Here is a 19944-nt window from a genome sequence, read left to right as displayed (position 1 = left end):
TTGTCGAGCAAGACGCAGTGGTTGAGTGGGCTCTACTACGCTGATTTCATCAGCTTTTACAGCCCCACTCAACTGTGCGGAGGTGGGACGACGAAATCGAATTCTAACGAATTACCGATTTCTGTCCCACTCTCTATTTTTCTATGATGACAGGACCATCTGGTGTCCCTACAATCACTTTTGAAATCATGTTCAAGAATAAACCGTGCTCTACGACGCCTACGGTGTGATCCAGTTCATTGGCCAGAGCTTCTGCATCCTCGATCACCTTGAGATCCAAGTCAATGATAAAGTTGCCTTGGTCGGTGACAAAACGTTGGTCATCCGCGATACGGAAAGCAGGATGGTAACCTTTTTGCTCAAAGTGACGGAAGAGATTTTCAGCTCCGTATTGCACTACTTCCACTGGAAGTTTGAAAGCCCCAAGAGTTGCGACTTGTTTGGATTCATCCACGATCCAAATGCAATCTTTTGAATTGGTTGCGACGATCTTTTCCATGAGGAGAGCCCCACCGCCCCCTTTAATCCCGTTTAATTGAGGATCCACTTCATCTGCGCCATCCACTGTCACATCGACCACTTCGACATCGTCGATAGCCTTGAGCGGGATGCCTAAACTTTCAGCCTGATCATAGGTCACACTCGACGTTGTGACAGCTGTGATCTGCAAGCCTTCTTCTTTGATGCGACGACCCAATTCAGCCACAAAATAATAAGCAGTTGACCCTGTACCGAGACCGACAATCATGCCGTCTTTGACAAACTCAGCCGCTTTAATTCCTACCTGTTCTTTTAGGTTTACCATCATAGACCTCCTTTTATATTCTATTACAGTATAGCATATTCTGAAAGAGATTTCACTAATTATTTGAAAACCTTTCCATCTTTTAGTTCTAAAAGCAAAATCTTGCCCGTCCGCTGACTTTACGATAGAATAGAGATGAATCTACAGGAAAAGAGAAATGACATGATTACTAAAGAATTTGATACCATTGCTGCCATCTCGACTCCTCTCGGTGAAGGGGCTATCGGAATCGTCCGCTTGAGCGGAACCGACAGCTTTGCCATTGCGCAAAAAATCTTTAAGGGAAAAGACTTAAGCAAGGTGGCGAGCCACACGCTCAACTACGGCCATATCGTGGATCCTGATAAGGACGAGATTCTTGACGAAGTCATGGTGGGAGCCATGCGCTCGCCGAAGACCTTCACCCGTGAGGACATCATCGAGATCAACACCCACGGCGGGATTGCCGTAACCAATGAAATCTTGCAATTGGTCATCCGTGAAGGAGCTCGTTTGGCTGAGCCTGGTGAGTTTACCAAGCGGGCCTTTCTAAATGGTCGGGTCGATTTAACCCAGGCCGAAGCCGTCATGGACATCATCCGCGCCAAGACCGACAAGGCTATGAACATCGCCGTTAAGCAACTCGATGGCTCACTGTCTGACCTCATCAACAACACGCGCCAAGAGATCCTCAATACTCTGGCCCAGGTCGAAGTCAACATCGACTATCCTGAGTACGATGATGTCGAAGAAGCAACCACTGAGATCATCCGGGAAAAGACCAGTGAATTTGAAGCCCTCTTGACCAACCTCCTCAAGACTGCCCGTCGCGGTAAGATCTTGCGTGAAGGGATCTCTACTGCTATCATCGGTCGACCAAACGTCGGCAAGTCCAGCCTCCTCAATAATCTTCTTCGCGAAGAAAAAGCTATCGTGACCGATATCGAAGGAACCACCCGTGACGTTATCGAGGAATACGTCAACATCAACGGGGTTCCCCTCAAGCTAGTCGATACAGCCGGGATCCGGGAAACCGAAGACATCGTCGAGCAAATTGGTGTCGAACGTTCGAAAAAAGCCCTCAAGGAAGCTGATCTGGTTCTTCTGGTCCTCAATGCCAGCGAACCCTTGACTGATCAAGATCGCCAACTCCTTGAAATCTCTCAAGACAGCAACCGTATCATTCTCCTCAATAAGGTCGACCTCCCAGAGAAGATCGAAATCGACCAACTGCCGGAAGATCATATCAAGATTTCCGTTCTGAAAAACCAAAACATCGATCAAATCGAAGACCGGATCAACGCCCTCTTCTTCGAAAATGCTGGGCTGGTTGAGCAAGATGCGACTTATCTTTCTAATGCCCGTCACATCTCCCTTATCGAGAAAGCTGTTGAAAGCCTGCAAGCGGTCAACGAAGGCTTGGCCCTCGGTATGCCGGTAGACCTGCTTCAAGTCGACCTCACCCGCACCTGGGAAATCCTCGGAGAAATCACTGGGGATGCTGCACCAGATGAGCTCATCACCCAACTCTTCAGCCAGTTCTGTCTTGGAAAATAACAAAAATGAGGCTGGGACAAAAGTCCTAGCCTCTTAATTATTTTTGGATTGTCGAGCAAGACGCAGTGGTTGAGTGGGCTCTACTACGCTGATTTCATCAGCTTTTACAGCCCTACTCAACTGTGCGGAGGTGGGACGACGAAATCGAATTCTAACGAATTACCGATTTCTGTCCCACTCTCATTCTTTCTTTGTTTTATTTTGCTTGTTCTAATCGCTCGACGTCTTGATAAGCTTGGTAGATTAGGAAGAGCCCCGTAGCATTCAAGACTGGAATCGCAATCGGCAACTCGGTCACGATTTGTGAGAAGGGTGAATTGCCAACAAAATGGAGTCCAAACCCTGCTACTAAATATCCCCAGCCTGATAGACGTAGATCCTTGCGTCCTCTGCTTGCTTGGACAATCAAGAAGAGCCCTAGCATAACAAGACCTGTGTAGACCCAGTGAGACATGGGCGCATTAGCCACACGACCGAGAATCCCTGACACCGTGTAAGAGAAACCTTCCGGCAGATCCTGACGGATATAGGCAAAGTCCTCTACGATCTGGAAGCCAAGACCAGACGCAATAGCTAAGAGGAATATCGACTTGATGCGACGAACACTGAACAAATAGAGGACAAAGAAGATCGGAATCAACTTAAAGGGTTCCTCAAAGAGAGGCGCAGCGATGGCACTCTCGTACTGGTTCCAAAAGTCGCTATTTGGAGCGATCGCTTGAATCATGTCATGGAAATAGGTATTGGCAAAGCTAGACAACCAACCGGCAACAAAGCCCCCACCTAATAGAGAAAAGAGAACCGGTACCCAAGACAACTTCCACTTCTTAGCAAAATGAAAGAGGGCCCAGACAGCAGGAAGCGCATAGACCAAAAGGATCAGGGTAGAAAGTCCCACAATCCCATACTGACTACCAGACATCCAGCCTTCTGTCAGTGACTGGGTCTCATAGGCTAGGCCGATCGCTAGCAAGAGTAAATAGAGAAACAAAATCGATTTGCGTTTCATAAAAGACCTTTCTAAAGTGAAATGAAAAAGGCTGGAAGCCCAGTCTTTTCCGAGTACTATCATTGTAACAGGATCAGCTTAAAAAAACAATAAATGTGGATTAGTGAGAAAAATATAAAACGTAGATGGCGACAAATGTTTGACTAAATTTAGTTACTTAATCACCAACGCTCCATTTTCCTCCGTCGCCAAGAGCTTCTCATCTTTATCATATATTTTAAGTTTTATACTGCTCGGTTTGTTTTGAGTTGCATTGTATTGCTTTACTATCTCTTCTTTTAAATCAAAAAGCGTCTTACAATAATCTTTTGGATTTATATTTGCTAAAGATAGCATATTTTCTGATACAGAGAAGACAAGGATCACATACTCTTCATTATAATACACTTTCGCCATCTCAATTTCGCCATTGATTTGATTTTGAAGCATATAAGCAAATACTACATTAGGTTTTTCATTTCCAACCAATGAGGTAGGGGCTTGATTCATCCCTTTGACCACTGATTCTTTACTTTCCTTTGTAGAATCTTTTACATTCTGTTCAGTAGACTGCTCTTTTTTGTCTTCATTCTTCACTTCTTTTTGCGCGCACGATGACAGAAATAGCGAGAGAATGGTCATTGTTGCAAACATAGTTTTTTTCATAGATTTTCTCCTTTTATTTTTACAAGTAGAAAACGACCTGTAATTGACCAAAATTGCATAAGCTTCCTGTAAAAGATATTCCAAACCTTTAATCTTATAACCTAATAGGTCATTAGAACTTTAATAGTTTAAAAAATTTTTATCTAATATTATTCTACCATAATCTCTCTTACTTCAGTACTGCAAGAATCTGGCGAATCATGTCTGGATCCCCATCTGGCAAAGTCACCGTTTCAGCATGGTCCAAGATCCCTTGGGTAAATTGCGTCATAAACTCTTCACTATTAAGCTCATCCGCAGACTGTTGCCAGTGGCTCGGTACAGGATAGATCGTCACTGTCCCATCACCGTTGGATGCATAAGTCACATGACCTTCTGCAGAAATTGGTGTAAACAGCTGACGAACATCTTTAGGATAGTCAACTCCTAGCCCACCAAAGTAAATTTTTGTACCAGCACTCTTTTCATTAATACTCAATTCTGTCGGTACAGACTTGATCACATAAGCCCAGACACGCGCAGCTTCGACCTGAGCATCGGTGTAGCCTGGATAATCATTTTGATCTGCCTTCTTCGAAGATTTGACCTCGCCATCCGGGCGAGTATTCCACTTCTTAGCCTTACTCGTTTTAGACGTACTACTGCTATCATCTGTATCAGCTTGTTCCCGATCTTTCGGCTGCTCTTTCTTGCGATAATAGAAATTGCCATCATCGCCATAAGCCGGTGACTGACCAGCCCAGATCCGATCCTTAGACTTATCCGAAGCATCGTCTTTGCCCGCTTTCTGACCTTTTGGAAGGAGCAAGAGACCGTAGCCACCAACACCCGACTTGGCACTAACCGTCATCTCAGCGATCTGGTCCTTCTGCTTAAAGCTCGATGCATCAAGCTCAACATCCTCGCTGACCAAGCCCTTGTCATCAAAGACCAGCTCATTGCCACGACCATCGATCCAAGTCCCCTTGATACTCGAGTAGTCCTTAGCCTTAATGGCTTTCAAATCCATACCAGACTGTTTCTTTTCCGAAGTGCTGGTCTGCTTGGTATCCGAACTCTTAGGCGACACCGTCCTCTGAGGACGACCACACGAAGCCAAGACCAAAGCAGAAAGCACAATTACCAAACCTTTTTTCATATCAATCTCCCTTCACATACCTACTATTTTAGAAAAATAAGAAAGGAGAGTCAAAGAAAAAGCGGAGGGGGGAAATAAATTAATGACATAAAAGTCTGTAAAATTATGATTTGAATTTCTAAAGAAAAAGAAGCTCAATGTATCGAGCTCCTAGACAATCATTTTTTGTTTTTCTTGTTTTGGGATCATTCAAAACAACAGAGCTCTAGAACTAGGAAACATTAATCCTATCACTCCACACATCCCACGTAGATAAATACCCTTATGTTTTTTAATATTCATCAAAACTATATCTTATACAATTTATTTAATCTCTCTAACTCTGATACATTCATACATACTTCTACTCCAGTAACTACCCCCTTACTATGAATAATTCCACAAGAAAACACAATCCTATCCGTACTCAAAATATTTGACAATACTACAAATGATTCCAAAACATAATCCTCTATAGTAATAAAACTATTGTTTTCATCTTTGAAAAATTTTATAAATCCAATTTCCTTACACCTATCACCAAAATAAAACCTAAGTGATTTTAAATAATAATCAAAAAACACATCACCTTCCATAGAAAAAACCTTCATTTTTAAAATATTCTGTTATATCATACAAAAAATAAGTTTTGGGATCATTCAAAACAACACAGCTCTAAAACAAATTGACCCGCTAAATGCCCTATTAGATGGTTTTGGGACCATTCGAAACAACACAGCTCTAAAACGAATTTGCTGTCAGTCTTCCTCCACGGATGGTTTTGGGACCATTCGAAACAACACAGCTCTAAAACGGTATCAATGGTTACCTTGTAGAAGGTCGTGTTTTGGGACCATTCGAAACAACACAGCTCTAAAACATACCGCTGTAATAAAATCAATATCTTCTTGTTTTGGGACCATTCGAAACAACACAGCTCTAAAACTTTATTTCTGAGACTGACGATGGAAAAAGTGTTTTGGGACCATTCGAAACAACACAGCTCTAAAACCTAACTGAATATCAGCAAGTACGCCCGAATGTTTTGGGACCATTCGAAACAACACAGCTCTAAAACAGAGTTGGAAGCGACTTCTGAACTTTCTTTGTTTTGGGACCATTCGAAACAACACAGCTCTAAAACAAAGAAAGCCGGAACGCTACCAGACACTAGGTTTTGGGACCATTCGAAACAACACAGCTCTAAAACTGCTCATCTTGTCGAACTCAGTAATGACATGTTTTGGGACCATTCGAAACAACACAGCTCTAAAACATGCTGGCCGGTGGTTCGTGTACATGACACGTTTTGGGACCATTCGAAACAACACAGCTCTAAAACACGCCTTGAACGAGGCTACCGATCAACTGGGTTTTGGGACCATTCGAAACAACACAGCTCTAAAACAATCGATCGTGTCAATAACTAGCGTTTTACGTTTTGGGACCATTCGAAACAACACAGCTCTAAAACTCTATGTATGATCTTATAAGGGCTTTTAGTGTTTTGGGACCATTCGAAACAACACAGCTCTAAAACAGGGCTAATCGCTGGATTATCCCAAAGGCAGTTTTGGGACCATTCGAAACAACACAGCTCTAAAACTCCTTGGCTTTATCTCCTGCTTCGGTCCACGTTTTGGGACCATTCGAAACAACACAGCTCTAAAACTGATTTTACCGTATCAGGCGCCCGAATCGCGTTTTGGGACCATTCGAAACAACACAGCTCTAAAACTTAGCCAGTCGATACTGACTTCTTGATAACGTTTTGGGACCATTCGAAACAACACAGCTCTAAAACTTAGCAATCGTTCCAAGGCCCTTAGCAAATGTTTTGGGACCATTCGAAACAACACAGCTCTAAAACACAAAACTTTATCTATTTATTATTTGCAGCGTTTTGGGACCATTCGAAACAACACAGCTCTAAAACCGGTCCCATGTTTCAACCTGATCAGTATTTGTTTTGGGACCATTCGAAACAACACAGCTCTAAAACAGTTGTAGAGCATACAACAAGAAAGGTGTAGTTTTGGGACCATTCGAAACAACACAGCTCTAAAACATGCGCACATTTGAAACGGATTCAAGTAATGTTTTGGGACCATTCGAAACAACACAGCTCTAAAACAAAGACGGTGGGGAATCATCTGGAGGTAACGTTTTGGGACCATTCGAAACAACACAGCTCTAAAACTCCATCGGGTCCATATATACAGGTATTGAAGTTTTGGGACCATTCGAAACAACACAGCTCTAAAACACATTGAATGTATCGTACGAAATGGTCAAAGTTTTGGGACCATTCGAAACAACACAGCTCTAAAACAGCACGTTCACGGATGCTAGCCTTAGCATCGTTTTGGGACCATTCGAAACAACACAGCTCTAAAACCGTCAATGATTTTTATATTTAAATCTTCCGGTTTTGGGACCATTCGAAACAACACAGCTCTAAAACCAACGATAGCATTTGCGAGATTCTGCGAGAGTTTTGGGACCATTCGAAACAACACAGCTCTAAAACAGATGCTCGTGTAAGTAGTGCTTTATGGATGTTTTGGGACCATTCGAAACAACACAGCTCTAAAACCTCGTAGAATGATTTTTCTTTCGAAATTTCGTAATCGCGCCATTCGTCCTAGCTAGACTTCAGTCCGTCTGAATCCCGTCATTACTGCTATTATAGCATATTTTCAGCATTTAAGAAATAATCTTTATCTAGTATAAATTGGGGAAAATTGTAGACTTGCCTTGGTTCTAAAAATAAGACAGATAATTGATTTAATCCAATATATTCTATTAAACTTTCAATTTCGTTCTCTGATAAGTAAGCAGCTACATTTATAAAAACAAGGAGTCTCTTTTTAGATAGATATTTGAAAACTTGTACAATTTCCATGCACTTTTCAAATACAGTATCGCTTATTGTTTCTACTTTAACACCTAATGCTTCGATCAACTCTAGAATAGTGATTTCATCATATTCTAGATCCAATTCATTCTCCAAACACTCATAAGCTAATAATTCCGTAATTGTTACGACTAATTTCTCTATCATTGACTTCACTTCTGGTTTTTCATTCAATTGATTTTCTAAATCAGTATGAATCAATTTTAGCATGGAAATTGAATTCAAATTATAGCCTAAAATATCAGTTATTACCAGAAGTTCGGATTCTTTTAATGATATCAGACGAGAGTCAAATATCTTTAAATCACTATCACCATTGTATTGATAAAATTGCTTCACAAGTTCTGAAAATACTTGCTGATCTTCAAGAGCTAAGAAGGTAGCATTTGATATCGTTATTGCCTCATCTAATATAGGGAAATTAATCTTCATCTGAAAATTCCTCTCCTAAAAATACTAAACGTGAATCTGAATTTGCTACACTTGTATCTCTTTCACCGCATAAATAAATCATACGGGAAAACTGTTTTTCCGTAACTGTCAGCAATGTAATACTCCCTTTTTTAGGGTTATGGTTTTTTAATCGTTCAATCATTGCATTATTTGCTGAATTATTTAGCAACAACTTACTATAGATAGAAAACTGATGCATGATAAATCCTTCATCAATCAGAAATTGCCTAAATTTACGGTAGGCTTTCTTCTCCTCTGCTGTTTCAACTGGCATATCAAACATTAAAATCATTCGCATATATCGATAACTCATATCCTAAACTCAGGAACCCCTTTCTCAGGATTATTTAATGACTGAATGACTTTCTTCGTATAATCACTGACAATATTCGTTAAGTACATTTCTTTATCATTGTATTGAAAAGTATCTGAAAATATCGAGAATAATTCTCTTTTGATCTTTACAAATTCTGAACCTCTATTTTCATATACAATACGATCAATAATTGGTCGAAACGGCTCCATAATATCACTTGCGAGGTTAAATTGATTAAACTGATTCGCATGCTTCAATCCTAGCTGAGTCATACAGCCTGATAACGCAATCTCACGCGCAAACATGCTCATTAATAAAGTATACCCATAATCCAATGCAGCATTGATATCATTATCTTGCTCACGACTAAAATCATTTCCAAATAAGGTATTGAAATATATTCGCGCAGCATGTCCTTCTCGATTATTTGGATCAAAAATTTCTAACCCGTCATATAACTTTATGATAGATTGTGATTTTTCATAAAAACCACAACTTCCTAAATATATTGCTTGATTCAATATCTTTTGAGAAATGATGCTTGTCCATACAAAACCTTTAGTTTCTTCATTCCAAGAAATCTGTTTAGATAATTGTAAACTTGAATCATGACGTCCATAATAAGGCATTAAATGGGCAGTTGGAAGTCTTTTATCATCACAAAAGATCACTAACACATTCTCATCAATAAGCCGTTTTACAAGCATGGTCGAAAAGACTATATCAGTTGTTTCAAGAAGTAAGATATCAATCTCAGACAGATGGATTAGTTCTGTCCGAGATGCATCTTTAAAAATTAAATGATTGTTTTTATAGGTTAATTTAGAATGAGTGTTTACAACTACTGTACGCCAGCCCATTACTCTTCTCCTAATTTGCTCAAGTCGATCCGAGTTTCATAAAGGCCTGTGAGAGATTGATGAATAAGGGTAGCTTTAAGAATTTCCGTAACAGTTGAGTAGCGTTTTCTTTCAATATCTTTTCCAAAGAATTTAAAGACGGCAGGAGCACCAAATGCAGTGAAGGTCAACAGATTGATAAATGAATTTGCAATCTCTTCCATATTAGTTTGTTCATTATCTATATATAAATTTTTAATTTTCTCTAGATTGGACTCTGCAAGTACATATTTTTGTGAAAACTCAGATACAAAATTTAATAAATCATTAAATTCACTATGATGTTGCTTGATATATTCCAAATGCTCTGGTTCGTCTTTTTTCTGAATTCTTTTAGCATGGTAAAGTAAGGCTATTAAATACGATGGAAGCACCATTTCATTTCCTTTTTGAAGTTCTTTGGCACTTGCTAGCATCCGTCTCCGCCCATTTTCAAGCTCAAACAAACTATACTTAGGTAACCGTATGATATTTTCTTCAACAACATTTTGATACCCTTTACCTTCAAGAAAAGCAACTGGATTTGCCTCAAATTTAACTTTTTCCATTATAGTGATGCCAATTAAAGACTTAACAGTTTTTAATTTTTTTGATTTTCCTTTTTCTACATCAGCAACTAATAGAATAGAATAAGCAATAACAGGGCTATCAAAACCACCATATTTCGTAGTATCTAATTGAACATTCTTAGTTTTTCTTGGAATTAACTTATCAGAATTCCCTTTAGGTAATATAGATTCTTTAGAGAAACCTCCAGTTTGCTCCTCAGTTTTTTTAACAATATTCACTTGTGGATAAGAAAGCACTTTACGGACAATAGCAAAATCACGCTTTTTATTCCAAGCAATCTCGCCAGTATCTTTAGAGTATTCAACGTTTCCTCTCTGAATGATAGTGCCATCCGCATAATATACTTTATCTTTAAAGAAATTTAATAAATTTGAATAGAAGAAATACTTTTCTGTTGCTTTTTCAATTTCTTTAGGATCTTTGGTTCTTGAAATGTATCTCTTAAGATCGTACTTTTGGTAGTCACCATAGACAAATTCAGGCTCTAGTTTAGGATATTTCTTAAGAATAGCCTTAGCTACCACTGCATTTAAGTATGCATCATGTGCATGGTGGTAGTCATTGATTTCCCGTACCTTATATAATCCAAATTCTTTACGGAAGTTGGAAACTAGATTTGATTTCAAAGTGATGATTTTAACGCTACGAAGCTTTTGGTTTTTCTCATTCACTTCTGCATTGAAGCGATCATCTAAAATCTGTGCAACATGTTTTGTGATTTGTCGTGTTTCAACTAGTTGGCGTTTGATAAAACCAACTTTATCACGTTCATCTAATCCACCTCGTTCAGCCTTGGTTAAATTATTGAATTTACGTTCTGAAATCAATTTAGAATCTAATAATTGTTGCCAAAAACCTTTCATCTTTTCAACTATTTCAAGACTTGGAACATTATCGGATTTACCACGATTATCTTTTGAACTAGTTAAAACACGATTATCAAGAGAATCATCCTTTATAAAGGCCTGTGGAATGATGTGGTCAATATCATAGTTGCTCAATTGGTTGATATCAAGAGCTTCTCCAGTGTACATATCTTTCCCATTTTGTAGATAGTAAAGGAAGAGACGGTCGTTTTGAAGTTGAATATTATCCGTTGGATGTTCTTTTAGAATATTGCTTCCGAGTTCAGAAATAGCATCTGAGAGTGTCTTCAAGCGTTGTTGTGACTTACTTTTTCCTTTATTAGTAGTCTGATTTTCACGCGCCATTTCAATTACGACAGACTCCGGAGCATGGCCCATAACCTTGACAAGTTCATCAACAATTTTAATACTTTGTAAAATTCCCTTTTTAATGGCAGGACTTCCTGGAAGTTCTTGGACAACTTGCTTCACATCATTGGTCTCACCAACCACTTGTGCTTTTTGGATAGTTTCTTTGAAAGAAAGTCCATCATCATTAATTAACTGCATAAAGTTACGATTGCTGTAACCATCATCAATCAGATAATCAAGAATCGTTTTGCTGGTTTTTTTATCACGGATACCGTTAATCAGTTTAGCAGAAAGTTTTCCCCAACCAGTATAATGCCGACGAGTTAGTGCTTTGATCACTTTTTCATCAAAGATAGAATCATACTGATTAAGGCGTTGTTTGATCATCACTCGATCTTCAAAGATTGTGAGAGTATGGACGATATTTTCAAAAATCTCTTCATTTTTAGGGTCATCCATAAACTCTTTATCTTTGATAATCTTGAGCAAATCATGATAAGTAGAAAGACTAGAGTTAAAATGTTTTTCAATTCCTTTTAGTTCGATTCCATCATATCCATCAACATTGTGTAGATAATGAATGATGTCTTTTTCAGTTACTTTTCTTTTCTCTTTGAATAATTGATTGACAATTTGCTTCTTCTGTCCACTATCAAGAAATTGATAGTCTTTCATCCCTTCAGCAATGTATTTCACCTTTGTCAACTCATTATAAACTGTAAAAGTTTCATACAGAAGACTATGCTTAGGCAGAACCTTTTCTTCTGGCAAATACAGGTCATAGTTAGTCATTCTGTGGATGAAGTCTTCAGCAGAACTTGATTTATCAACCATCTCTTCAAAATTCCATGGTCGGATTGCTTCATCAGAGTTTCGACTAAGCCAAGCGAAATCACTATTGCCACGTGCCAATGGGCCTACATAATAAGGAATACGGAATGTTAGGATCTGTTCAATTTTATCTTTGTTCTCCTTTAAGAATGGATAATATTCTCCTTGGTGCCGGAGAATGGCATTCATTTCTTGAAGATGAATTTGATGAGGAATTGAACCATTATCGAAAGTACGTTGTTTTCTCAAAAAATCTTCACGTTCAATTTTTTCAAGAAAATACTCTGCTCCTTCAATTTTAGAAATGAGATTTTTGATATATTTGTAAAATCCTTCTTGAGTAGTTTTTCCATCAATATATCCAGCATATCCATCTTTAGAATCATCTGAAAAAACTTCAGCATATTTTTCTGGAAGATTTCTTCTTACGAATTGTTTTAATGCTGAAAGATCATTTTGATGATTGTCATAACGTTCTATCATAGAAGCAGATAGTGGAGCCTTTGTCCCAGGATCTTTAACAGATAATATACCTGCTAGTAGTATGGCATCATAGAGTTTTTTAGCCCCAACAAAAAGATCAGCATATACGTCCCCAATTTGCCCCAACAAACTTTCCAAGTCCTCTTCATAAGTATCCTTAGAAAATTGTAGTGGAGCTTTTTCTTCTAAGTCAAAATGTTTCTTAAAATCAGCTTGATTCCCAACAATTAATTTTAAAAACTCAGAAAATAAACCCGTTGATTTTTCATCAGGAAATAGTTTTAGGACACGGTCTCTTTTAGCAGATTTACTAATCTTATCGGTAAAAATTTCTTCTACCTGTGCATTTCCTTTGCTAAGTGAACTTTCCTCAAAAGTGTTATCATAGAGAATTGTGAATTCGTTAAAGATTTTTTGAATATCATTATTTTTAATATCGAATGAGTCTTCATACAAGAAATGCCCACGATATTTAATAATATGTGCCAAAGCTAAATAGATTAAACGCAAATCAACTTTCTCTTTCGAATCTGCAAGAATCTTCCTCAAATGATAAATGGTTGGAAATTGTTTATGATACTCTTTCTCCTCCTCTAAGGTTCCAAAAATTGGATATTTACTTCCTCTCTTATCTTCAGGAACTAGGAATGAATCATCTAAGCGATGGAAAAAACTCTCATCCACTTTATTCATTTCTGCAGCAAATATTTCCTGTAAATACAAAATTCTATTCCGACGTCTTGTATAGCGACGTCTGGCAGTTCTTTTTAACCGACGATCTGCAGCAGTATTTCCTGCATCAAAAAGAAGTGCACCTATTAAGTTTTTCTTAATAGACTCCTTGTTGGTATTCCCAAGAACCTTCATTTTTTTTGCTGGAACTTTGTAATCATCTGTGATAACTGCCCAGCCTACGCTATTTGTACCGATATCTAAGCCAATTGAATATGGTTTTTTCATAATTTTCTCCTTTATGTCTTGCATTTGCGATGATAAAGTTGTAGAATAATAGTGTTGGGGTTATTCGAAACAACACAGCAAGTTAAAATAAGGCTTTGTCCGTATCCAACTTGAAAAAGTGCGCACCGATTCGGTGCTTTTTTTGTGCCTATTTTCATCTATCCCTAATTAGTCATTATATTAACTACATTTTACTCCTTCCTTCCTCAAAAATCAATTCATTATATGGAGATATTCCATCTATTATTAACTTCTTTCTTACACAAAAAAGGAACTCGCATGCACGAGTTCCTTTTTCTTTATGTCCCCTGCCGGAATCGAACCAGCAACTACTCCTTAGGAGGGAGTTGTTATATCCATTGAACTAAGGGGACCGATAAAAAAAGAAGCGAGATCACTCCCGCCTCCTTGTTCGTCTTAACGACGGATTTCTTTAATACGAGCTGCTTTACCTTGCAATGCACGAAGGTAGTACAATTTCGCACGACGTACTTTACCGTAACGTACAACTTCAATCTTTTCTACACGTGGAGTGTGTACTGGGAATGTACGTTCAACACCGACACCGTTAGAGATTTTACGAACAGTGTACATTTCAGTGTGTCCTTGACCTTTACGAGCGATAACAACGCCTTCAAAGATCTGGATACGTTCACGAGATCCTTCGACAACTTTCGCGTGTACACGAACAGTGTCACCAGGACGGAATGCAGGGATATCAGTACGAAGTTGACCTTCAGTCAAACTTTGGATTAATGGATTCATTTTATTCTCCTATCTTCGTCAATCTTGAGGGACCTCCCTCAGCGGATAAACTGTATTTTTGTGCTTCCATTACGCACAGAAACTATCATATCAGATAATTTCAGGTTTGTAAAGCTCTTTTCTCTACTTTTTCGCAACTTTTTGACCGGAATAAATGCTCCACTCTTTTGGTAGGCAATAGGCGATGGCGCAAGCAATGACGAAGAATGGCAGGTTGGCATAGCCAAAGACTTCTCCTCCGATTAAGATCGGTGCGAGCAAGGTCGTCGTCGCACTGCCAAAGACACTGGCATATCCGATAGCGGCCACGACTAAGACTGGTAGACCTAACATCGGAGCAAGAAAGACTCCAAGTGTAGCTCCGATCGCAAAGAGCGGTGTCACTTCTCCTCCTTGGTATCCAGCAGAGATCGTCACTACGGTAAAGAGGAGCTTCAAGATCCAGTCATAACTCTGCGCACTGCCCTGATGAAAAGCTACATCAATCAGATTGGTTCCAAGTCCACTATAAGTGCCGACCTTGGTCAGCTGGAGGGTCAAGAGGACCAAGCTGAGTCCGGCCCCTATAAGGGCAATCCGGATATAAGGATTGGGCAAGACTTGAGCGACCGTTTTCTTCAACCAGGAAAGGCTAATTGCAAAGAGTTTCCCAGCAAGGCCAAAAGCCAGGCCAAGAATGGCAACTTTGATCAAGGTCTCTGGTGTCCAGCTCAGCGTTTCTCTTAGTGGCACAGCAAATTTCTCTAAACCAAGGGCATGAGAGGTGAAGCTAGCCACGATTGAGGCAATGAGCGCTGGATAGAGAGCCATCAACTGCAACTCCCCAACTGTCAAGACTTCAAGGGCAAAAAAGGTTGCTGCGAGCGGCGTCTGAAAGAGCCCCGCAAAACCGGCTGCCATCCCAGTCATGAGAAAGATACGCGAAGCATCTGGGATCTTGATATGACGGGCAAAACGGTGCGAAAGGGTCGCTCCGATCTGGACCGCTACACCTTCCCGACCGACCGAACCACCAAAGAGATGGCTCATCCAGGTCGTCAGCATGATCAAAGGCACCAAGACCAAGGGGATTTTCTCCTCACGCGCGTGTCCAACATCAAAGATGAGGCCCATCCCTTTTGAAGCCTTGCCACCAAAACGTTTATAAAGATAAACGATGACAAGACCCGCTATGGCTAGAAAAAGAATCAAGGGCCAATGCTGACTTCGGAAATCTCCAATCAGAAGAAGACCTTGACCAAAAATCATGTCAATGGCACCAACCAAGAGTCCAATGAAAAGAGCCATACCTGTTAGGACCACATACTGTTGTGCTTTTTGCTTGATCGATAGACTAGTCACGCACCCTCACCTCCTCTTGGTAATCTCTCGAGCGCTTCATCATATCTTGAAACTGAGCTTGAATAGTCGCCCGATACTGCTCATCCGTCACGAGAGAGCCGACTTTCTCAAGCACTTCTCTCTCCCTTCCTTGATCGAGCACTGGCAAGCCCTGCTGCTCCTTATATTCTACAATCTGACCGACACAGACCATCCGTCTTTCCAGCAAGGCTACAAGCTCTTGATCGATCTGGTCAATGTCCTTACGAATCTGATCTAAATCCATGTGTCTCCTCTTTATTTTGGATATAAATCGAGGCTGTAATCCATCTATCCAGCCTCTTTGTCATTAATTTGCTTTTGCTACAAGTTCTTCTGCAAAGGCTTCTAATTTTTCAATGTCTTCGTCTTCTGCAGACAAATCAACTTTGACACACTCAGAACCTTTTTCAGCACCAGTCGCAGCGAAGCAACGGTCGAAATCATCAACTGCTTTACAGAATTCATCGTAGAAGGTATCACCTGATCCTACAACACCGTAAAGTTTGCCTTTGAGATCAAGGCCAGCCAAATCTTCGTAGAAATCTTGGATCTCATCTGGAAGCTCTCCATCGCCGTATGTATAAGTCGCTACTACTGCGATATCCGCATCAAGGAAGTCCTCCGCATCCACAGTTGTACACTCATCCACATCTACTTCGACACCAAGATCACGGAATTTGTCCGCTACGATATCAGCGATTTCTTCAGTATTTCCAGTCATACTAGCAAAAACAATCTTCGCTACAGTCATAATTTCCTCCCAAAAGCTATTTCCCGTATTATACCACTTTTTCAAGCATTTTGCACGAAACCTTTCCCGATAAGCTGAAAGAAGGGACACGTTTCAAGAATTTGGACCGATTCAACCTAATCGCCCTCGTTTTCTTCTTGAATTGCTTTAATAGTTTTAATTTCTTCATCTAATTTCTTATCAAAATTAGCCTTATTTTTGAAGGGATACGAATAGGTGCGCCAAGTGTACCATTTGAGGCCTTCTTCACCCTTATAGTACCATTCGATTTTAGTGGGTAAGAATTCTTTGTTGTAGGTGATACGAACTTTGGAAAACTGACTATCCTTGATAGAATATCTACCTTCAAATTCTGGCGGATATTCCTCTTTCAATAATTCTTTATTTACTAAAGAATCTGGTGAGCGTGTAATTTGATAATTATTCTTTTTGATTTCATCTGGTGAAATTTTCAGATTAACTAAAATGGATGATATTTCTCTGTTAAAAGAACGTTGGTACATTTCTTTAGTTCCATAATTTCCATAACCACCATATAATTTATTCCTCTTAATAACTGCAAAATACGAATTGTACAATTCCTTATCTTTTAAATCAAATCCTACTCCAGTACTCCACTCTTTTCCCCAGTCATTTTTATCTTGTACCAAAACAAATCTCTGTTTCTGTAAAATATCATACGCACTACTGGTGGTCTTTCGGATAGAATTGACTTTGAGTATAGTCATAATAGCCAGTATTATTATCAGCACTGCCATTAAGAGATTTCTTAAATTTATTATACTCTTCCACTTTTTCTTCTTCTGACATTCCTTTTGTATTTCGTTGCCATGTTTCATAATCTTGGTTCCCTTTCCTTACAATATCCGCAAATTGACCAACATGTCCTGTATTTTCATCTTTTTTGCCCAAGTCTTTTTCATAACGGAATAACTCTTTAGCTCTAACTCGAGTAGCTGGTTCAGGAGTGCCATCCACATCGAGCATTCCATGTTTACCTTCGTAAAACTTAGTAACATCTGAATTTTGACCTGTTGAGGGACCATAGTTAAAGGACTCCGTATTGGCGATTTCTCTTAATTCTTCATTAGAATATTTTCCTGGATTGGAATCATAGCGACCATCTGCTAGTTTATGATTGTCATAGGCATCCCATTGACTCTCAAACTCGCCGGTATCTAAATTCACAATAAACTCCACCATCCGCGCATTGTTCAAATCTTTTCCTTTAGCTGAATTGCCCTGAGGGACTTGAACCTTCATATTATAGGGACGTTTAAAGCCATCTTTAGGAGTAAAGCGATTATGGTAGTTAGAGCCGGTTGTGTAATCAAATTCAATATTATTTTCTTTACCATATGCTAACAGTTTCTCGTAATCATTTGCGCCTTCGTAGTGACTCCGAATATAGTAAATCGCTTGACGATCCAGATAGTAGCGGAAGAAATGGACTTGCTGCCTAAGTAAATCTTCTTTGTAATTAAGATGTTTATCACCGAATGCTTTTACAACATCACGTCTGAAATACATGTTGAAATCACCGTGTGGTGGTAGGTTCTCTGAAATCTTATGCGTTTTGCTTGTCAAATGCATAAACTGATTACCATCCGTTTCTGCACCTAATTGCTTAAGAACAAGTTTTACTTTCGCTTCTAAATCGAGTTTACTACTAGCGTACATCTCTGTATAGATATCGGATCCAATCTCCTTGGTTTCCGCATACAAAGCATCTCTCCTTGCATTTAACTCACTGCCTGTCTTGATATCAGCTGTTCTTTTTGAAACGCCTTTGACATAACCTTTGATAGCGTCCTTATCCCAGCCATCTATTTTTTTAAGGTTCACTGATTGTTCACGTAATCCCGTAAGAAATTGGTTATATTCAAACGCTGTTACATCCTTTGGTTTCTTTGGCAAATATTCATTTTCAAACTCTTTATTCTTAATCGTTTCATTTACGAGATCTGACCAGGATAAATCCTTTGGAATAGAATACATTCCAGTATTTGGATCCCACGCTACGTTAATTTGATTGACAGCTATTTGAATAGCTTGGGCTAAGACATCAATTTCCCAGAAGATACTTGGCGATGTCGCATTAAATGCTCTGAGTTTATTTAATTTTTCTTGTAGTTTGTTTCTAGCAGCCTGAAAAATACCATTTAATACATTTAATCCTTGAATCCTTTGTAATCTCTGCAACCGTTGAAAATCTCCAGCACTAGTCGATTTACTAGCAGCAATTTCATTGATCTCTGCATGAAAGATAGCAATCATCCGATCACACTGTTCAATATCAGAAACCAACTTTTCTTCCTGTAAGTCCTCGTCAGCCACCTCCGAGCGATAGGATGCTGGAAGCTTCTTCACACTTTCTTGTGTAGCTTCTGCTAAAGCTACTCCGGCCTCCTTCAATGGCTGGACAACACTTGTCACAAAGCTTCTAAAAGAGTCGTAAGCTTGGCCAGACAAGCGCGAGGCAGAATTTTCTATTTGAGTTAATGATGCTTCTAGTGATTCATAGGCTTTCAATTGTTGCTCAATCATAGTACCTGTGCTACTAGCTTGGCTATCCAAACTACCGCGATAAACTTCAATTCCCATCGTCACACTCCTTTTCAATCATTAATTTTTTCCGTTCATGATAGATATCATTTAAATCATCTTCGACTTTTCTTTTTTGAATAGCTAATTCATCCAGCTCTTCTAAATAACTATTTGAAATTTTTCGCGATTCATGAAGAAATCCCTCTTGAAGTTGGTCAAAAAAATTTCTAGAGGAAGGATAGGATTCAAATGCATCCCATAAATAACGGTGCGCATCAGACCTATAGCCCTCAAAGCGGTTCAACTCATCTTCCAGATTTCTTTTTTCTCTTACAATTTCTCTTTCTTTTTGGGAAAGTTGGTCTTCTTGTATTCTTAATTCCGATAGTTGTTGATCGTGATTCATCTTCCTACTCTTTCAAGCTATTGAATGCTCGCAGCAGTCGCTTCATCCACTGCTGTAAATCCAATTGAAACACTTTGCAAGTTGGTCCCGATTGATTCAATCGCCGCTGCAATTTCTTCTGCTTTGGTTTTAGCAGTATCAATGGCTTGATGGGCCGCATCATTACCAGATAGTTTGGTTTGTTCATCTTTTGAAGCTGATGAAACTCCCGAAAGTGCATCTCCACTACTTTTTAAAGAAGCCGCTAACTCTTGCGCCGTATCAGCATTACTTTTAATTTCAATCATCCTAGTCCCTCCCATACTAAATCTATTTATCCATTCTACCAAAATATTGATCTTCTGTAAAACCGCTT

The 19944-nt window shown here is 39.3% G+C and carries 18 protein-coding genes, 1 tRNA gene and 1 CRISPR repeat array; of the genes, 1 reads left to right on the top strand and 18 read right to left on the bottom strand.

What is annotated here, in order from left to right:
* Nucleotides 1–133: 133 nt before the first annotated feature.
* Complete coding sequence (rpiA, locus tag M1G14_RS02605) at nucleotides 134–805, bottom strand: ribose-5-phosphate isomerase RpiA (RefSeq protein WP_049497341.1); 672 nt, start codon at nucleotides 803–805, stop codon at nucleotides 134–136.
* Nucleotides 806–967: 162 nt separating this feature from the next.
* Between rpiA and mnmE the strand changes: the two genes are divergently transcribed.
* Nucleotides 968–2341, top strand: coding sequence for a tRNA uridine-5-carboxymethylaminomethyl(34) synthesis GTPase MnmE (gene mnmE, locus M1G14_RS02600; RefSeq protein WP_037607860.1), 1374 nt, complete (start codon nucleotides 968–970; stop codon nucleotides 2339–2341).
* Nucleotides 2342–2537: 196 nt separating this feature from the next.
* On the opposite strand, the gene M1G14_RS02595 is transcribed toward mnmE, so the two are convergent.
* The 17 genes from M1G14_RS02595 to M1G14_RS02515 form a co-directional block, all read right to left on the bottom strand.
* Nucleotides 2538–3350, bottom strand: coding sequence for a PrsW family glutamic-type intramembrane protease (locus tag M1G14_RS02595; RefSeq protein WP_049523022.1), 813 nt, complete (start codon nucleotides 3348–3350; stop codon nucleotides 2538–2540).
* A 153-nt stretch (nucleotides 3351–3503) separates the two neighbouring features.
* A complete protein-coding gene (locus tag M1G14_RS02590) occupies nucleotides 3504–3995 on the bottom strand; it encodes a hypothetical protein (protein WP_003007074.1) in 492 nt (163 codons plus the stop codon).
* Nucleotides 3996–4164: 169 nt separating this feature from the next.
* Nucleotides 4165–5133 carry a DUF6287 domain-containing protein gene (locus tag M1G14_RS02585; RefSeq protein ID WP_247926249.1) on the bottom strand — a complete coding sequence of 323 codons (969 nt, stop codon included), beginning with the start codon at nucleotides 5131–5133 and terminating at the stop codon, nucleotides 4165–4167.
* Nucleotides 5134–5420: 287 nt separating this feature from the next.
* On the bottom strand, nucleotides 5421–5708 hold the full coding sequence (locus tag M1G14_RS02580; protein WP_239683031.1) for a hypothetical protein: 288 nt from the start codon (nucleotides 5706–5708) through the stop codon (nucleotides 5421–5423).
* Nucleotides 5709–5758: 50 nt separating this feature from the next.
* Nucleotides 5759–7708: direct repeats of the CRISPR family, unit length 36 nt; unit sequence GTTTTGGGACCATTCGAAACAACACAGCTCTAAAAC.
* Nucleotides 7709–7798: 90 nt separating this feature from the next.
* The gene (gene csn2, locus M1G14_RS02575) at nucleotides 7799–8461 is read right to left on the bottom strand and encodes a type II-A CRISPR-associated protein Csn2 (RefSeq protein WP_049523025.1); all 663 of its coding nucleotides are present in this window, start codon (nucleotides 8459–8461) and stop codon (nucleotides 7799–7801) included.
* Nucleotides 8451–8795: a CRISPR-associated endonuclease Cas2 gene (gene cas2 / locus M1G14_RS02570; RefSeq protein WP_065427741.1), complete on the bottom strand. Its 345-nt coding sequence runs from the start codon at nucleotides 8793–8795 to the stop codon at nucleotides 8451–8453. Before cas2 ends, csn2 begins: the two co-directional genes overlap by 11 nt.
* Entirely contained in the window at nucleotides 8792–9658 is an 867-nt protein-coding gene (gene cas1 / locus M1G14_RS02565) for a type II CRISPR-associated endonuclease Cas1 (protein ID WP_049523027.1), read from the bottom strand. The genes cas2 and cas1 overlap by 4 nt, the downstream gene beginning before the upstream one ends.
* Nucleotides 9658–13758, bottom strand: coding sequence for a type II CRISPR RNA-guided endonuclease Cas9 (cas9, locus tag M1G14_RS02560; RefSeq protein WP_247926248.1), 4101 nt, complete (start codon nucleotides 13756–13758; stop codon nucleotides 9658–9660). Before cas9 ends, cas1 begins: the two co-directional genes overlap by 1 nt.
* Nucleotides 13759–14060: 302 nt before the next feature.
* A tRNA-Arg gene (locus M1G14_RS02555) sits at nucleotides 14061–14132 on the bottom strand.
* Nucleotides 14133–14175: 43 nt separating this feature from the next.
* Entirely contained in the window at nucleotides 14176–14523 is a 348-nt protein-coding gene (gene rplS, locus M1G14_RS02550; RefSeq protein ID WP_003003254.1) for a 50S ribosomal protein L19, read from the bottom strand.
* A gap of 123 nt (nucleotides 14524–14646) precedes the next feature.
* Complete coding sequence (locus M1G14_RS02545) at nucleotides 14647–15810, bottom strand: chloride channel protein (protein ID WP_193389409.1); 1164 nt, start codon at nucleotides 15808–15810, stop codon at nucleotides 14647–14649.
* Nucleotides 15811–15856: 46 nt separating this feature from the next.
* Nucleotides 15857–16129 carry a chorismate mutase gene (locus M1G14_RS02540; RefSeq protein ID WP_049523030.1) on the bottom strand — a complete coding sequence of 91 codons (273 nt, stop codon included), beginning with the start codon at nucleotides 16127–16129 and terminating at the stop codon, nucleotides 15857–15859.
* A gap of 63 nt (nucleotides 16130–16192) precedes the next feature.
* Nucleotides 16193–16636, bottom strand: coding sequence for a flavodoxin (locus M1G14_RS02535; protein ID WP_003007049.1), 444 nt, complete (start codon nucleotides 16634–16636; stop codon nucleotides 16193–16195).
* 116 nt (nucleotides 16637–16752) lie between these two features.
* Nucleotides 16753–17286, bottom strand: coding sequence for a cobalamin biosynthesis protein CobN (locus M1G14_RS02530; protein ID WP_229100811.1), 534 nt, complete (start codon nucleotides 17284–17286; stop codon nucleotides 16753–16755).
* Between the two features lie 34 nt (nucleotides 17287–17320).
* Nucleotides 17321–19240 carry a DUF3114 domain-containing protein gene (locus M1G14_RS02525; RefSeq protein WP_247926247.1) on the bottom strand — a complete coding sequence of 640 codons (1920 nt, stop codon included), beginning with the start codon at nucleotides 19238–19240 and terminating at the stop codon, nucleotides 17321–17323.
* On the bottom strand, nucleotides 19230–19589 hold the full coding sequence (locus tag M1G14_RS02520) for a DUF3958 family protein (RefSeq protein ID WP_049474862.1): 360 nt from the start codon (nucleotides 19587–19589) through the stop codon (nucleotides 19230–19232). The genes M1G14_RS02525 and M1G14_RS02520 overlap by 11 nt, the downstream gene beginning before the upstream one ends.
* 17 nt (nucleotides 19590–19606) lie before the next feature.
* Nucleotides 19607–19876 carry a TIGR04197 family type VII secretion effector gene (locus M1G14_RS02515; protein WP_049474993.1) on the bottom strand — a complete coding sequence of 90 codons (270 nt, stop codon included), beginning with the start codon at nucleotides 19874–19876 and terminating at the stop codon, nucleotides 19607–19609.
* Nucleotides 19877–19944: the final 68 nt, after the last annotated feature.

This window comes from Streptococcus parasanguinis (genome assembly GCF_023109675.1).
GTDB classification, from domain to species: Bacteria; Bacillota; Bacilli; order Lactobacillales; family Streptococcaceae; genus Streptococcus; species Streptococcus parasanguinis_I.
Note: the sequence above shows the minus strand (reverse complement) of the source record. Positions and strands in the feature narration are given on the sequence as shown.

Bases quoted from the DNA above. Each gene is read 5' to 3' on its own strand.
- rpiA (WP_049497341.1), bottom strand. From the start codon at position 805: ATGGTAAACCTAAAAGAACAGGTAGGAATTAAAGCGGCTGAGTTTGTC.
- mnmE (WP_037607860.1), top strand. From the start codon at position 968: ATGATTACTAAAGAATTTGATACCATTGCTGCCATCTCGACTCCTCTC.
- M1G14_RS02595 (WP_049523022.1), bottom strand. From the start codon at position 3,350: ATGAAACGCAAATCGATTTTGTTTCTCTATTTACTCTTGCTAGCGATC.
- M1G14_RS02590 (WP_003007074.1), bottom strand. From the start codon at position 3,995: ATGAAAAAAACTATGTTTGCAACAATGACCATTCTCTCGCTATTTCTG.
- M1G14_RS02585 (WP_247926249.1), bottom strand. From the start codon at position 5,133: ATGAAAAAAGGTTTGGTAATTGTGCTTTCTGCTTTGGTCTTGGCTTCG.
- M1G14_RS02580 (WP_239683031.1), bottom strand. From the start codon at position 5,708: ATGGAAGGTGATGTGTTTTTTGATTATTATTTAAAATCACTTAGGTTT.
- csn2 (WP_049523025.1), bottom strand. From the start codon at position 8,461: ATGAAGATTAATTTCCCTATATTAGATGAGGCAATAACGATATCAAAT.
- cas2 (WP_065427741.1), bottom strand. From the start codon at position 8,795: ATGAGTTATCGATATATGCGAATGATTTTAATGTTTGATATGCCAGTT.
- cas1 (WP_049523027.1), bottom strand. From the start codon at position 9,658: ATGGGCTGGCGTACAGTAGTTGTAAACACTCATTCTAAATTAACCTAT.
- cas9 (WP_247926248.1), bottom strand. From the start codon at position 13,758: ATGAAAAAACCATATTCAATTGGCTTAGATATCGGTACAAATAGCGTA.
- rplS (WP_003003254.1), bottom strand. From the start codon at position 14,523: ATGAATCCATTAATCCAAAGTTTGACTGAAGGTCAACTTCGTACTGAT.
- M1G14_RS02545 (WP_193389409.1), bottom strand. From the start codon at position 15,810: ATGGCTCTTTTCATTGGACTCTTGGTTGGTGCCATTGACATGATTTTT.
- M1G14_RS02540 (WP_049523030.1), bottom strand. From the start codon at position 16,129: ATGGATTTAGATCAGATTCGTAAGGACATTGACCAGATCGATCAAGAG.
- M1G14_RS02535 (WP_003007049.1), bottom strand. From the start codon at position 16,636: ATGACTGTAGCGAAGATTGTTTTTGCTAGTATGACTGGAAATACTGAA.
- M1G14_RS02525 (WP_247926247.1), bottom strand. From the start codon at position 19,240: ATGGGAATTGAAGTTTATCGCGGTAGTTTGGATAGCCAAGCTAGTAGC.
- M1G14_RS02520 (WP_049474862.1), bottom strand. From the start codon at position 19,589: ATGAATCACGATCAACAACTATCGGAATTAAGAATACAAGAAGACCAA.
- M1G14_RS02515 (WP_049474993.1), bottom strand. From the start codon at position 19,876: ATGATTGAAATTAAAAGTAATGCTGATACGGCGCAAGAGTTAGCGGCT.